General features: G+C 36.0%; 14 protein-coding genes. 7 read left to right on the forward strand and 7 right to left on the reverse strand.

What is annotated here, in order from left to right:
* The first annotated feature begins 268 nt into the window (after positions 1-268).
* From ACT5E3_RS20090 to ACT5E3_RS20105, 4 genes are all read left to right on the forward strand, one after another.
* Positions 269-1,009 carry an ABC transporter ATP-binding protein gene (locus ACT5E3_RS20090; RefSeq protein ID WP_444995345.1) on the forward strand — a complete coding sequence of 247 codons (741 nt, stop codon included), beginning with the start codon at positions 269-271 and terminating at the stop codon, positions 1,007-1,009.
* Positions 1,002-2,450 carry an ABC transporter permease gene (locus ACT5E3_RS20095; protein WP_444995346.1) on the forward strand — a complete coding sequence of 483 codons (1,449 nt, stop codon included), beginning with the start codon at positions 1,002-1,004 and terminating at the stop codon, positions 2,448-2,450. Before ACT5E3_RS20090 ends, ACT5E3_RS20095 begins: the two co-directional genes overlap by 8 nt.
* Positions 2,451-2,503: 53 nt before the next feature.
* Positions 2,504-3,685, forward strand: a complete 1,182-nt coding sequence (locus ACT5E3_RS20100; protein ID WP_444995347.1) for a DUF3526 domain-containing protein — start codon at positions 2,504-2,506, stop codon at positions 3,683-3,685.
* Positions 3,686-3,832: 147 nt separating this feature from the next.
* A complete protein-coding gene (locus tag ACT5E3_RS20105; protein ID WP_444995348.1) occupies positions 3,833-5,971 on the forward strand; it encodes a TonB-dependent siderophore receptor in 2,139 nt (712 codons plus the stop codon).
* 96 nt (positions 5,972-6,067) lie between these two features.
* Here ACT5E3_RS20105 and ACT5E3_RS20110 read toward each other — a convergent pair whose 3' ends face one another.
* The 3 genes from ACT5E3_RS20110 to ACT5E3_RS20120 form a co-directional block, all read right to left on the reverse strand.
* Positions 6,068-6,421, reverse strand: a complete 354-nt coding sequence (locus tag ACT5E3_RS20110) for a hypothetical protein (protein ID WP_444995349.1) — start codon at positions 6,419-6,421, stop codon at positions 6,068-6,070.
* Between the two features lie 404 nt (positions 6,422-6,825).
* Positions 6,826-7,530, reverse strand: a complete 705-nt coding sequence (locus ACT5E3_RS20115; RefSeq protein ID WP_444995350.1) for a hypothetical protein — start codon at positions 7,528-7,530, stop codon at positions 6,826-6,828.
* Positions 7,531-7,571: 41 nt separating this feature from the next.
* Positions 7,572-7,739 carry a hypothetical protein gene (locus ACT5E3_RS20120; protein WP_444995351.1) on the reverse strand — a complete coding sequence of 56 codons (168 nt, stop codon included), beginning with the start codon at positions 7,737-7,739 and terminating at the stop codon, positions 7,572-7,574.
* 476 nt (positions 7,740-8,215) lie between these two features.
* Here ACT5E3_RS20120 and ACT5E3_RS20125 point away from each other — a divergent pair, with 476 nt between their 5' ends.
* On the forward strand, positions 8,216-9,115 hold the full coding sequence (locus ACT5E3_RS20125) for an ankyrin repeat domain-containing protein (protein ID WP_444995352.1): 900 nt from the start codon (positions 8,216-8,218) through the stop codon (positions 9,113-9,115).
* Positions 9,116-9,437: 322 nt separating this feature from the next.
* Positions 9,438-9,902, forward strand: coding sequence for a type II secretion system major pseudopilin GspG (gspG, locus tag ACT5E3_RS20130; protein ID WP_444995353.1), 465 nt, complete (start codon positions 9,438-9,440; stop codon positions 9,900-9,902).
* A 152-nt stretch (positions 9,903-10,054) separates the two neighbouring features.
* Here gspG and ACT5E3_RS20135 read toward each other — a convergent pair whose 3' ends face one another.
* Together ACT5E3_RS20135 and ACT5E3_RS20140 are read right to left on the reverse strand one after the other, a co-directional pair.
* Positions 10,055-10,561: a hypothetical protein gene (locus ACT5E3_RS20135; protein ID WP_444995354.1), complete on the reverse strand. Its 507-nt coding sequence runs from the start codon at positions 10,559-10,561 to the stop codon at positions 10,055-10,057.
* Between the two features lie 31 nt (positions 10,562-10,592).
* Positions 10,593-11,141 carry a hypothetical protein gene (locus tag ACT5E3_RS20140; RefSeq protein ID WP_444995355.1) on the reverse strand — a complete coding sequence of 183 codons (549 nt, stop codon included), beginning with the start codon at positions 11,139-11,141 and terminating at the stop codon, positions 10,593-10,595.
* A 290-nt stretch (positions 11,142-11,431) separates the two neighbouring features.
* On the opposite strand from ACT5E3_RS20140, the gene ACT5E3_RS20145 reads away from it, so the two are divergent.
* On the forward strand, positions 11,432-11,962 hold the full coding sequence (locus tag ACT5E3_RS20145; protein ID WP_444995356.1) for a hypothetical protein: 531 nt from the start codon (positions 11,432-11,434) through the stop codon (positions 11,960-11,962).
* A gap of 55 nt (positions 11,963-12,017) precedes the next feature.
* On the opposite strand, the gene ACT5E3_RS20150 is transcribed toward ACT5E3_RS20145, so the two are convergent.
* Together ACT5E3_RS20150 and ACT5E3_RS20155 are read right to left on the reverse strand one after the other, a co-directional pair.
* Positions 12,018-12,248: a hypothetical protein gene (locus ACT5E3_RS20150; RefSeq protein WP_444995357.1), complete on the reverse strand. Its 231-nt coding sequence runs from the start codon at positions 12,246-12,248 to the stop codon at positions 12,018-12,020.
* Positions 12,249-12,372: 124 nt separating this feature from the next.
* Entirely contained in the window at positions 12,373-12,966 is a 594-nt protein-coding gene (locus ACT5E3_RS20155) for a hypothetical protein (RefSeq protein WP_444995358.1), read from the reverse strand.
* Positions 12,967-13,057: the final 91 nt, after the last annotated feature.

A 13,057-nucleotide genomic window follows, 5' to 3' on the forward strand; every position in this document is an offset into this window, starting at 1 on the left:
ATGAGCTTTACTCCATTTCTATATCATAGCCTACCGAAAAAATAAAATGCAAATGGATGTCAGACGCTCAACTATCAATTGTCTTAACATGTATTTGCTATACGACCACAGGTATTAACGTCAAACCCGCTTTCTCTAACTAATAACCCCTCTAACAGATCTACTCCCCCGCCCTTTTGCAAAGTGCTATCCACATAATCAGTTTGCGATCCAAAAAGATATGATATAACATACCAAAAATAATATAACATGAAAATTAGAGTCTTCAGTGGCAAACACCAAACAAAACAAAACGTTAATTGAGTCAAAATCTCTTTGTGTTGAAATTAAAAATACAGTGATTTTAAAAGAGTTAAGCTTTAGCGTAGCTAAAGGAGAAATCTATGCTTTACTCGGAGGTAATGGAGCAGGTAAGTCCACAACTCTCAAAACCTTTCTCGGCTTTAACTCCCCTAAGAGCGGACAGGCTATCATTGATGGTCAAGATGTTAATTCTGCACTGAAGTCAACTCGAACAAAAACAGCTTATTTGCCAGAAAACGCCACACTTTATCCGCATTTAACGGCAAGAGAGAATCTTAAATATTTTTTATCGCTTGCAGATATCAATAAATCAGATGACGAAATTGAGAACACATTTAATCTCGTCGCTTTGCAAAGTGATGCCTGGGAGCGACAACTGCAAACCTATTCAAAAGGGATGCGTCAAAAAACAGCAATTGCTTTGGCTATTTTGCGCGAAGCCCCCATTTTTTTACTTGATGAGCCAACGTCTGGCTTAGACCCTATTGCAATTGATGAATTCAATCAGCTAGTAACACAATTAGCTTCAACAGGCTCAACAATATTAATGGTCACTCATGATGTTTACGGAGCCTGTCAGGTTGCCGATCGCATAGGTTTACTTCGTCGTGGCGAATTAGTCGGTGAATTTGAAACCCTCGACAATACACGCATAGAAACAGAGCGAGTCCATGCAGCTTTTGCACAAGGCAGTCATAATGCATAGTCTATTTAAAACAAAAATAGGGTGTGTCGCAAAAGACGAGTTACGCTACTGGTCCCGCTCAAAACTAGCTATTTCGGTTCTCATTATTGGCATTATACTCACTTTGTCTTCAGTGATTGTGACGGCTTTCAAAATGCATGAGTTGAACAACCAAAGACAAACGATGCAAAATACCGCGGAACAGACCTTTATGGAACAGCCTGACAGGCATCCACATCGGATGGTGCACTATGGGCATTATGCATTCAGAACGCCTTCTCCCTTAAGCGTGTTAGACCCAGGTGTAGATGCGTACACAGGCAATTCAATTTTTTTAGAGGGTCATCGACAAAATAGCGCGACATTTGCCGAACAAAAACACAGCACAGGATTAACCAAGTTAGGTAGTTTGTCACCAGCTTTTATTGTTCAGGTCATTGCACCTTTGCTCTTGATTTTAATCGGTTACAGCTCGATGAGTCGTGAAAGTGAATCACAGACACTTTCCTTTCTATTTGCTCAGGGAACATCAATTTTTACCCTGCTTATTGGAAAAGGTTTAGCTTTATTTTTTGTCGTTTGCCTTATTGTATTTCCACTCACTATCTCGGCTTTATTTGCCGTTTTTCAAGGTGAAAGTCCAATTATTGCTGCCAGCTTTTTATTAGCTTACATTCTGTATTTATCAGTATGGGTACTCTTTATTTTATTTTTTTCAACCGTGTTCACAAAAAAAAATGAAAGCTTTACAGCGTTAACTTTTGCTTGGATATTGTTTTGTATTGTAATGCCACGAGTTGCGAGCACGACAGCTTCCGTTTCAGTCCCATCTGCTGGCAAGCTTGAAACTGATTTTGCAGTTATTGCAGAGCTACGTAAATTAGGAGATGGGCACAATGCTAACGATCCTGCATTCGCCAAGTTAAAAACCTCTTTATTACAAAAATATAATGTCGATTCGGTAAAAGAGCTACCCATTAATTTCAGGGGCGTTGTGGCCAGTGCCTCAGAAGCAAAACTCAGCAGCGTGCTCAATCAGTTTGCCGAACAGCGTATGCAGCAAGAGCTACAACAAACTCAAATTGCACGACTATTTGGATGGCTTTCGCCCAAAGTAGCTATCCGCTCCTTATCAATGCTCAGTGCTGGCACAAGTATAGAAACTCATCACCGCTTTATGAGAGAGACTGAAGACCTCAGATTTCGGTTTGTACAATCCCTTAATAAAGCACACATTGAAAAACTAAGTTACATTGATGATATTAATCGTAATAAGGGCAAAGAGGGCAATCAAAAAGCCCGTATTAATGCAACAAACTGGCAAATGATCCAAGGATTTAATTTTACCATTGACGATGCAACCACTCGCTTATCAAGAAGCACTATAGCATTTATGCAATTGTTATTTTGGATAGTTATTTTGTCGATGTTGATTCGAATAATGGGGAGGCGTGCAATATGATTAATCATCTAAACAGAGAATGGCGGTTTATGTTGAGTCAACGCCATGTTGTGGTGCTCTTATTGTGCAGCTTTTTAGTCTCTACATTTTCTGTGATTACAGGTTTAAGTGAAGTTAATGCACAAAAACAGACCATTGAACGCTTAAAACAAGCAGATGAAAAAGCTCGGGCAGAGGTACAAGCCAAGCATGATGACCCAGGCATGCTGGCTTACTATAGTTTTCACCTGACTTATTCAGAACCATCAGATTTGGCTTTTGCTGCACTTGGCGAACGCGATACCTCCCCTTGGAAACATCGTGTTCGAATGCTGGCATTAGAAGGACAGATTTACGAAAGCGATGTACAAAATGCAGAGCTTGCACAAGCCGGAAAAATAGACTTTGCATTTGTAATTAGTGCCCTTTCTCCGTTAGTTCTTATTTTATTATTTCATGACATGTTCGCTAGTGAGCTTACCAATGGAAGACACGATTTATTAGTAACCACAACCAAGTCTTCGTGGGCACTGTGGGGCGCAAGGACAACAGTTCGCTTAATCGCTGTTTTTATCAGTCTACTGTTACCTTTCTATTTTGGTGCTCTGATAAGTAGTACAGCCATTAGCGATGTGTTGCAGGTGTCTTTATGGTGCTTAATCTATTTTGCCTTTTGGATATTATTAAGTGTTTTCTTAGGGAAAAAGGCAAACAGTGCTCCGAGAGTCGCTTCTGTTTTAATTGGTTTTTGGGCGCTTTTTGCTTTCGTCATACCACTATTGGGAAATCTAGTGATCAATCAAAGTGTTCACTCACCACAAGGAAGTGACATTTTACTAACCCAACGAGAAGCAGTAAATGATGCATGGGATTTACCAGTAGAGGCCACAATGAATGCTTTTATCGCAACACATCCTGAGTACAAAGATAAAGCAAAGATTGACGGTGAATTTGAATGGAAATGGTATTACGCATTTCAGCAAGTGGGCGATGAAGTTGCAGGCCCCCTCTCAACAGATTATAGAAAAGCTGGATTAAAAAAACATCAGCTGGCAAACAACGTGGCAATCCTTTCTCCACCAATGCTTATTCAAAAAAAGATGACGCGACTTGCTAAGACCGACCTACTGGCAGCAATTGAATATGAGCTCCAAATTCGTGAGTTTCATCGTTCTCTTAGAAAATTCTATTATCCGTTGCTGTTTTCGCGCGACAAATTTGATAAGTCACAACTAGAGCGACTACCTCGCTTTTAACAATCATTTAACAACCATGAAAATCAGAATAACTCTAAAAAGGAAAGCATTCGTAAGCCAGAAATTTGATGTATTCAGATTGGTAAACCGATTTATTTGATAGTTATTCAATATCCATAAACTTACATCAAAATAAGGTTCATCATTATGATTAATTCAAAAGGAGCTAAGCCAATCTATCTAGCCGCTTTTATCGCTGGCCTGTTAACGATTCCTGCACAGGCTGATTCAAGTGGGCAAGCGAAAGAGTCAGCTACTGAAAACTCTAGTACAGAAAAATCGAATACTGAAAATCCAGATGTTCGTGTTGTCATCATTGGCACACGTCAAGCATACCAAGGCGATTTTGAGCCACTAGAAACCCCGCAATCAGAGCTGAACATCAGTTTTGAAACATTAACTAATGCAGGTGCTATTGATTTATCACAAGCTTTAGATTTATCCACTTCTGTTGCCAGACAAAATAATTTTGGCGGACTTTGGAATAGTTTTGCCGTTCGTGGTTTTGTTGGAGATGAAAATTTACCAAGTAACTATTTAGTCAATGGTTTTAATGCAGGTAGAGGCTTTGGAGGCTCACGTGATTTATCAAGTATCGAATCAATTGAAGTATTAAAGGGTCCTCGTGCGGCATTGTTTGGCCGGGGTGAGCCTGGCGGAACTATCAACTTAGTGACCAAGCGCCCTACCTTCAACACAGCAGGTGTACTCAAATTTTCTGTAGGCAGCTTTGAGACTTATCGAGTTGATGCAGATTACACAACTCCACTGTCAGACTCAGTTGCCATTCGTCTGGTTGGCTATTATGAGGATGCAGAAAGCTTCAGAGATACGATTGAATCTACAGCAGAAGGTTTTAGCCCTTCTATCGTATGGGCCTTGAGTGATAAAAGTAATCTTGTTTACGAATTAGAACACAGTCATCAAGAGGTCCCTTTTGACCGTGGAGTGATTGCTATCGATAGAAAACTTGGGCTTATCCCTGAAAGCCGTTTTCTTGGGGAACCAGGTGATGGTCCTATGGAGGCCAATGTTCTTGGCCATCAGTTAGAATTTCAACATGATTTTAACAAAGACTGGAGTGCTTTGATTGGTTTTAATTACCGTAATACATCTTTAGAAGGTGCAGCTACTGAAACTGGGTTTGGTGGAGTAATTAATGGAGAAATAAATCGATTTCGTCGCACTCGTGATTATGACGCTAGTTACCGCGTACTTCGTGCCGAGTTGACAGGTATGTTTAAATTGGCAGGTTTTCAACATCGCATGATTGTAGGCATAGACTCAGATAAATTTGAAAATGATCAAGTGTTTCTACGTGTCAAAGGCGATCAATTTATCAATGTGTTTAATCCGGTGTATGGCTCTTACCCTTTGCCAACACCAGGTCCTAATACAGACCGTGTTGAAATACAAAAATCAATTGGAATATTTATACAAGATCAAATAAGCCTGACTGAACAGTTAGACATTCGCGTAGGAGTAAGATATGACGACTACAAACAAGAACTAAATAATCGTCGAGCAGACTCTATAACAGCGCAAACGGAATCGCGTCTGAGTCCACAGTTTGGCCTTGTGTATGGATTATATGATAGCCTTTCGATGTACGCCGCATACGGTGAAAATTTCCGCCCATTATCTAGCAATGATGCAGAAGGCAATGGTTTTGAACCAAACCAATCAACATCAATGGAAGTGGGTGTCAAATTTACTCTCGATGACGGTGATTTATTTGGAACCGTTGCTTTGTTTAAAGTTGAACAAGAAAATATTCTTGTTGTAGACAACCCAGCAGAATTTACCAGTGCAGCTATTGGTGAAGCTAGTAGCCAAGGGATAGAGTTTGACTTAAGCGGTAAACTTTCCGAAGAGTTGGAGTTATGGGCATCCTACACTTATGTTGATGCACAAACAGAAAATACATTTTTCGATACTAATTTTGGTTTTACAGTAGATGCAGGAAGTCCCCTACTTAATATTCCAGAGCATCAATTAAACCTTCAGTTAGTCAAATCAACCGAGCTAACTGGCAAACCATTTGAATATGGTGGAGGTATTTTGTATGTCAGCGAAAGAAATGGTTTTTTCGGTACAGATTTTGAACTTCCCAGTTATACTACTACCCGCGTTTTTGCAAACTATGAATTTGATGATTCACTATCGTTACGATTGGAAATTGACAACCTGTTTGATAAGACCTATTACGTGAATTCATTTGCAGATGCTTGGATTCAACCTGGTACACCTAGAAGTTTTAGAGTTTCTGTAAACTACCGCTTTTAATTTTATATTTGAATTGAGCAAGCTCGTAGAAATATTAGTATTGCGGGCTTTCCAAAATTTTTTGATTGTATTGACTCACTGGTGCTTAGCACCGTTTCACATAAGTTTAATATGACTCCTAATCCATTTAGATATACCAAACTCTGGACTAAGTGGAATTGCAATCATTAAGACCAATGCTAAAACAGAAATAGTTAAAACTAATTGTGGCAACCAACTGACTGAAAAATTGAATACTGTTATTAAACCAAAGTACGCCATTTCATGAAAAGAGCGAGCAAAGTTAAGCGCGTCTAATCCCCAATATTTTAAGAAGGCGCTATAGTAAGCCATACCTGAGGCATATAAGAATCCAGTTAGAGAAGCCAGAATGATAGTTGCATCAACTAACTTTTTAAATAATCCTTGTTCGGCTTTTGAAACTTCTTTTTTGTTGTTTTCTTCTTCCATAATTTATCTGTTGCTATTTGTTTAACTAGCCAACTCTAATAGACTTGTAAAGTTTGTTATCGGTCAATATCAGATATTAACATTGAATCAATTTTCTCTGACCCCATTGATTTGTATGGACTCTTCCTTGTCGTTACTTTAGACACCTCACATAATATTAACCTTCTCGACCATGTCGAACCCCTTTGTCTTTTTGAAATTCATGTTATGTATAAAATTTTTCAATGAATCCGAAGGATCAATTTTGTTGAGATTCATTTTTTGCAAAGTATTTTTTGCTATGAGTACTGATATAATAGTTTGATCCTCTAAATGACCTGTTTGTGTGTTGACGGCGTTCAGTAAAGCGTTCGCTCGTACCATTTCAAAAGGCAAAATACCTAAAGCTTCTCTTGCAACTCTGATTAAAGCGCTACACACAGGTCCTGATATAATTCCAAACCTCTCCCTTTCGGCATTTTCTTTGTAGAGAGCGTTCCAGCTTGTCGCAATGAGTAAATCTTTTCGGGTATGACGTCTTCATATGACAATACCTTCAAGTTAATATCAACTTGCATATCATCAGACACTTCAAATTGAACATCTTTACCTATAGGCAAATCACTAATTTCAAGGTGCTTTTGAAGAATCTCGATAACAGCGTTTCCGTCATTTTTAAGCCGCTTAATTAACTCTTGATTTTTCTCCCATTTGCGCTTAGATACCTTGTATTTTTTATCTGCTTCAGCAAAATTCTTTTCATCATCCAGTCTAGCTTTTTCTATCTTGTTAGCAAGACTGCTTTTTCGTCGACTCTCGAGCTTAAGAAGTTTGACTATTATATTTGGCTTGTAGTTTTCAAGCCTTTCTTCAGCCAAAACTGTTAATATTTTTTCGTTTATCGGAGCTGTAGGTTCAGATTCATTTTCTATAGAACTCCAATCCAAGGATGCTCTGCACTCATTATGAAGAGATATTATATCCTTTAGGTAATTTTCAAATTCAGTTACAGTATCTCGCGCTTCCTCGCGTTCCAACTCTTTCATTCTTTGACGATGGCGTTTATCAGCCTCTCTGGACTGTCTTTTTAACTCAGCACTTACAGACCGCAGTGTTCCTTTCCATCCCATTATCTTACTTTCCTCACAAAATTGAGTATTTTAAATATCTGTTATGGTGTCGAAAACCGACATTCCCAATAATTCAGCAATATAAAACCACCTTCTCTTCCCAAAAAATTTTTAAAGTAAGCAAAATGGTATTTTCGGTTTAATAGGATATTTAAAACATCAACCGAACGAATAACAAGAACACTACAAAGACAGGCTACTTTAATCATTTCCTAACTTCCCCAAAATACCACCACATTAGTCCTTATCCTTCTGCGGTCAATTGATGACTGAATAGATTTTATAAGCTTCAATTAATGAATCGTTGATCACGATCATTTATCAATCAGCTAATTATTATTTGGTTATGCATCGAAACATAAAGTCAAAAATAACATCCTGAAATAAAAAGTCAATGCTAAATATAGATTAACCTTTCTAGTCAAAGCACAAAACCTATTTATTTTACACTTCAACCATTTCAAAACGAGATATAAATTTATATTTTCTCTATAAAAACATAAAGCGATTACATAAAAGGAGACAACAAATTTAGTTATCCTTAACTTATGGGTACATAAAATATCTCACTGATTTTATATTTTTAACCTAGTGCTATGAAAAAATTATTATGACATACTAGACAATAGGGCAAACAAACTATAAAGTTTAGACTAAAAACTAAAGACCTAATAAAATTATCAATATGAATAAAGAAATCGTAATAATTTATGGTTTAGGACATGATTGGAATTTTAAAGTTTTTTCCGACAGTTTAAAAAAAAGATTACTAAACATATCGCCTAAAAGTAATATAGCAACAAAAGAGATAACTACAGATATTGAATTTTTCAATTTTCTAGCAGCTTGGCCCACAAGTCGGCCTATTGATGAACTACATATATTCTCTCACTCTATAGGAGCAGGGTTATACCTTAACGAATATGATAATAGAAAAATGATTCAAAGAAAGAAATATCATACAAAAATACTATTCCTACTCTTTTGCTTATTGCAAGGATGTTCTACAGCAACAGAATCACAATCAAATAGTGAAGATTTATTATTAAAATCAGCACTTTTTAATCAAAAGCAAAAAGTAAATAATGCTTTAAATAATGGTGCTAATATTAATGCTCGTGATGATTCAGGAAGAACAGCATTAGCATGGAGCGTAGCTAACCTTAATATTGAACTAATAAAACTACTTGTTTCTAAAGGTGCCCAAGTTAAATACGAAGGAGCTAGTCAAGAAAATTTACTGCATATTGCATTATCAACAAGAGTATCCATGCCACCAATTAAAAAAAATTTTCAACACAAACCAGCCGATTTATCACAAAGATATTTAGTTACTCAATATTTACTTTCACTAAACATTGACTTAAACAAAGCAGATGAACATGGTGCTCTACCTATTCACTATGCAGCAGCCCTTAAAGGGGACACTAAAAAACATATTCAACTACTTACATTATTAGTCAAGCATGGTGCAAACTTAACTCATAAAAACAATTACGGTTTTACGCCTGAGGATATGGCAGAGAATCCAAAAGTAAAATCATGGTTCATGTATAACGCTAAAAATGATGAGCAGAAGCATTAGCACTTTCTTCTAAACCTCCTCTTAACCTCGTTATAATCATTTCCTAACTTCCCCAAAGCAACACACATTAGTTCTTATTCTTCTGTGGTCAATTGATCACTGAATAGATTTTATAAGTTTCAATTAATGAACCGTTGATCACGAGCATTTGTCAATCAGCTTTCGCAGCCCAAAAAAATGCTACATAAAACACTCAATGAAAATGTTAAAAATTTAGATTCATAACCCCTTTTCAAAAAGTTAGCGTTTAAAAGAACACACAAAAATAAAACAAAACACACAGTTTTATCATTAGTATTTTTTATTAAGGAGAGTTATCAACATGAAAATAAAAACTCGATTTCAATCTGGTTTTTCTTGGTTAAAAATACTGCTAGCGATTGTTTTTATTATGGTAATACTAGGCAGCATACTTGCTAATTCATTTGTATGTGATATGGAATATAGCCTATTTCAACGAGTTAAGGGGGACCTAGCCGTGTTAGATTCAGCAATTATTCAATATCATTCTGATAACTCTTTACTACCAACAAAAGAACAAGGATTAGAATCACTCGTCACAAAACCTGATGTTTCCCCTATTCCAGAAAATTACTCGCAACGCGGATATTTAAAACAACTAAAATCAGATCCATGGGGAAATGAATATCAGTACAGATACCCAGGAAAATTTGGTGATTATGATATTTACTCTTTAGGTAGTGATGGAGAGCTAGGAGGTAAAGGAACAGCAGCCGATTTAGGTAATTGGAATATTGATGATGCTATTGCAGCACTAAAAAACTAAACCTCCACTTAACCTTTTTAATATTTGTTACCTACTTTTCTTCTAATACTTTAGTGAGTTCTTTAACTACATCCTTAATACAATTTGATACTTCATAATTTCAACAGCTTGCTAATGCACTTATATTTTTAGTAATTTATACTACCTCTTGCTTAATGAGCAACTAGCTTTTTCTGATATAACTCAATAAACGTCAATATTTGTTTATCTCCCACAGACTCAGTATAAACCACTAAATTTCTAGTGTCCCTATTCACCACAAAATACCGCGTTAAAATTTTTGCGTTTTTAAAATAGCCAGACGAACCAATCGAAGCAATAGCTCTTTTAGCATTGGTAGCATTGTCATATTCAATGACAGCCACACCAATATGAGAATCTGTACCTGATACTAACTCTTTAAAAAGCATTTCTGAACTTTCATTAATTTCTGTATTTTTAACAAACTCCTTACCTAGCTTACTTTGTAAAAAAACTTTCTTATTGTCACTTTTTGAAAATATTTCAGTTATTTGAAAATCATCATACTTTGAAAAAAGAAAGTCTCTCAACTCTTTCTTTACATCTAAAACTGAGAGTTTTTTTACTTTAGTTGCATTACCACATGCAACTAAAGGCATTAGTAATAGAAAAATAAACAATATTTTATTTTTAATCATTGTCAATCCATAATAGAAGTTGAACAAAATTTTAAGGTGCTTTTGAATAAGTAGGACGAGTCGCTCTTTGATACGTTATGCTTATTTTCTTCGAGCTACCAATTTCAACTAATTGAGATGCTCTTGTTGTTTTATTAGAGCCGGAAAGAGAAATAATAAAATCGTTAAATTGGTCAAAACCTTGCGGGCCATTACAGACTTCAATACAGCCTATAGAAGCATAAACCTCTTTTTTAGGATCATCGGGCCCATCATGAATTAAAAAATTATCATACACTTGCCAAGCTCCTTTTTCACGAGAACGGGTACTATGGACAGTATAATACGGTAACCATGCCTTAATAATGTGGGTTTGCTGGTCTGCCAACCCAACAACTCGTGGTGTTCCACCTTTTTTACACTGAAGACCAAAACGAAATACTTCAAATGATTCTTTCTGTTTATTATTATTATCAGTACCAGAAACGGTCAATTCATAGGTAGGAATTAAAAATGTTCCAAAACTTGCTCCATCTGGGTACGCCCAAGTTAATGCCTTGCCTATAGTTTTATTTCCAACATCCAGTTTTATTGCCCGCATTAAAAAACTCCTTATTAATAACCCACCTCAAAATGAGATTAAAATATCAAATATAGGCGCACTTTTTAAACTCCTAGTTCAAAAATACTACAGGCAAACTAAAAATAGAACAAGTATAATTTAACGAATAAAATCTTTGAATACGTAACTATTCACAATACCAACCAAAAACAAATTCTAAACAGATACCTAGCGAGATCATAATGAATAATAATTCGACTCTCTACTTGCTTTCAGTCTTGGCTATATTCTCTTTACTAATCTCATGTACAGAAAATTAAAACAAAAAATTGTCAACAGCTTCTTCAGACGAAGAATTCCTTAGTGCTTTCTTTTTAGTCTCTAATGCCAAAGACTTTCCCAACTCTGCCAATATAGAAATTTGTAGCAAAAAAACTGATGAAGCTTGCCATAAAGTACTAAAGCAAGTAGAGCGAGCAAAAGACGAACTGCTGAAAATCCCTCATGAAAAGGCCCTCACATTGGTATTGAAACAAATACACCAATACTGCAAGTTAGAAAACCCACTTTCATTAGAAAATGAAGCTAAATGTTCTGGTGCTTTTTCCGCTATTTATTACTTTAACACATCAAAAGATGAAAAGAAGATAGCCAATAGTTTAAAACAGTTAAATCAAGAAACCTTAATACAATTACTAAGAAATAGGCGTTCTTGGTTTTTTAATCGAACAGAAATACCGACTTGGAAAGAGTTTGCAGAGCTTAAACTGAGTGAGCCTTGGAAAGAAATATTTCTAGAAAATTTACAAAAAAAATCGCCCCAAGCTTTCGGTTTACAGTTGCTCGATAGGAATAACTAGTCCTAAAGCAATAAAAAAGAACTATTAATTTAAATCAGTTTTAAATCAACAATTACTAACCACACAAGCCAACATAAATTTCATTATGACAGTCATCAATTAAAATTACTTGTGTGTTTTTCATAAATTCATCATTACTCAGCAATGGTTTTCCAATATCAAGTATTTCTTTAACAAGCTGCACTTGTTCATAATCAGATGTACGGTTATTATTAAACACAGTTAACATGATTGCGAAAACGGTTATCATAGCAGCAATACGCCAACGCCAAGTTGATGACTTCATTTTCTCAATTTTTCTAATCCGTTGTTGCAATCGTTCATCAAAATTGCTGCAGAGTGGAGGTGCACTAAAATTGTTTATTGTCAGCTTAAGTCTTTTTAATTCATTAAGTTCTTGCAGACATTGTTTACATAATTTTAGATGAGCTTCTATCGCTACAACATTTAAGTTGTTTAGTTTCAACCCTTTTCATTAAATCAGTAACTGGCACACTTTTATCAACCACTTCAAAATCAAACTTATCAAACCAAATTTTACCTTCACCAAAGATAAGTCCACTAAATGACATACTGGTTGCACTTTCTGGTACATCAAGCACAATCGAGTATTGTTTCCAATCATTAGTTCCCGATATCCCTCTATTTCCCATATTGTCAAAAGCCACTGAATCAGAACCTTTATCTATTCGTAGCCATACCCCAGACCAGTTTTTGACATTCTCGGTACTAACATAGGTACTCATTTTAATCCTTTTGCCTTTATAATCAGCAACACTTGCATTTTGCATCATGGTAGAGAAACCTTCTGGAGAGTCAACTTTTGACTCAATAAAAGCAGATTTCCCACCACTTGTTCCATTGTTACGGTCAATACCTAAATTGTAATCTGTTTTGTTTGAGCCAGCTTGTATCCAGCCACTTGGTATATTACTACCGGAAAGCACTGGCAATGAGATTATTGAGATAATCACTGCAAAAAAATACCTATAATATGGTTTCATTTTATATCCTTTTAATTACTGTTTGTCTTTAACTCAGTAACCATAAAATTAAAATAGTTCGAGTTTTTTAAGATGTATTGCATGCAATTTT

Source organism: Aliikangiella litoralis (assembly GCF_052495765.1).

Excerpts from the sequence above, each read along its gene's own strand:
- ACT5E3_RS20110 (WP_444995349.1), bottom strand. The coding sequence starts at position 6,421 with ATGGAAGAAGAAAACAACAAAAAAGAAGTTTCAAAAGCCGAACAAGGA.
- ACT5E3_RS20135 (WP_444995354.1), bottom strand. The coding sequence starts at position 10,561 with ATGATTAAAAATAAAATATTGTTTATTTTTCTATTACTAATGCCTTTA.
- ACT5E3_RS20125 (WP_444995352.1), top strand. The coding sequence starts at position 8,216 with ATGAATAAAGAAATCGTAATAATTTATGGTTTAGGACATGATTGGAAT.
- ACT5E3_RS20105 (WP_444995348.1), top strand. The coding sequence starts at position 3,833 with ATGATTAATTCAAAAGGAGCTAAGCCAATCTATCTAGCCGCTTTTATC.
- ACT5E3_RS20155 (WP_444995358.1), bottom strand. The coding sequence starts at position 12,966 with ATGAAACCATATTATAGGTATTTTTTTGCAGTGATTATCTCAATAATC.
- ACT5E3_RS20095 (WP_444995346.1), top strand. The coding sequence starts at position 1,002 with ATGCATAGTCTATTTAAAACAAAAATAGGGTGTGTCGCAAAAGACGAG.
- gspG (WP_444995353.1), top strand. The coding sequence starts at position 9,438 with ATGAAAATAAAAACTCGATTTCAATCTGGTTTTTCTTGGTTAAAAATA.
- ACT5E3_RS20150 (WP_444995357.1), bottom strand. The coding sequence starts at position 12,248 with ATGAAGTCATCAACTTGGCGTTGGCGTATTGCTGCTATGATAACCGTT.
- ACT5E3_RS20120 (WP_444995351.1), bottom strand. The coding sequence starts at position 7,739 with ATGATTAAAGTAGCCTGTCTTTGTAGTGTTCTTGTTATTCGTTCGGTT.
- ACT5E3_RS20115 (WP_444995350.1), bottom strand. The coding sequence starts at position 7,530 with ATGGGATGGAAAGGAACACTGCGGTCTGTAAGTGCTGAGTTAAAAAGA.
- ACT5E3_RS20140 (WP_444995355.1), bottom strand. The coding sequence starts at position 11,141 with ATGCGGGCAATAAAACTGGATGTTGGAAATAAAACTATAGGCAAGGCA.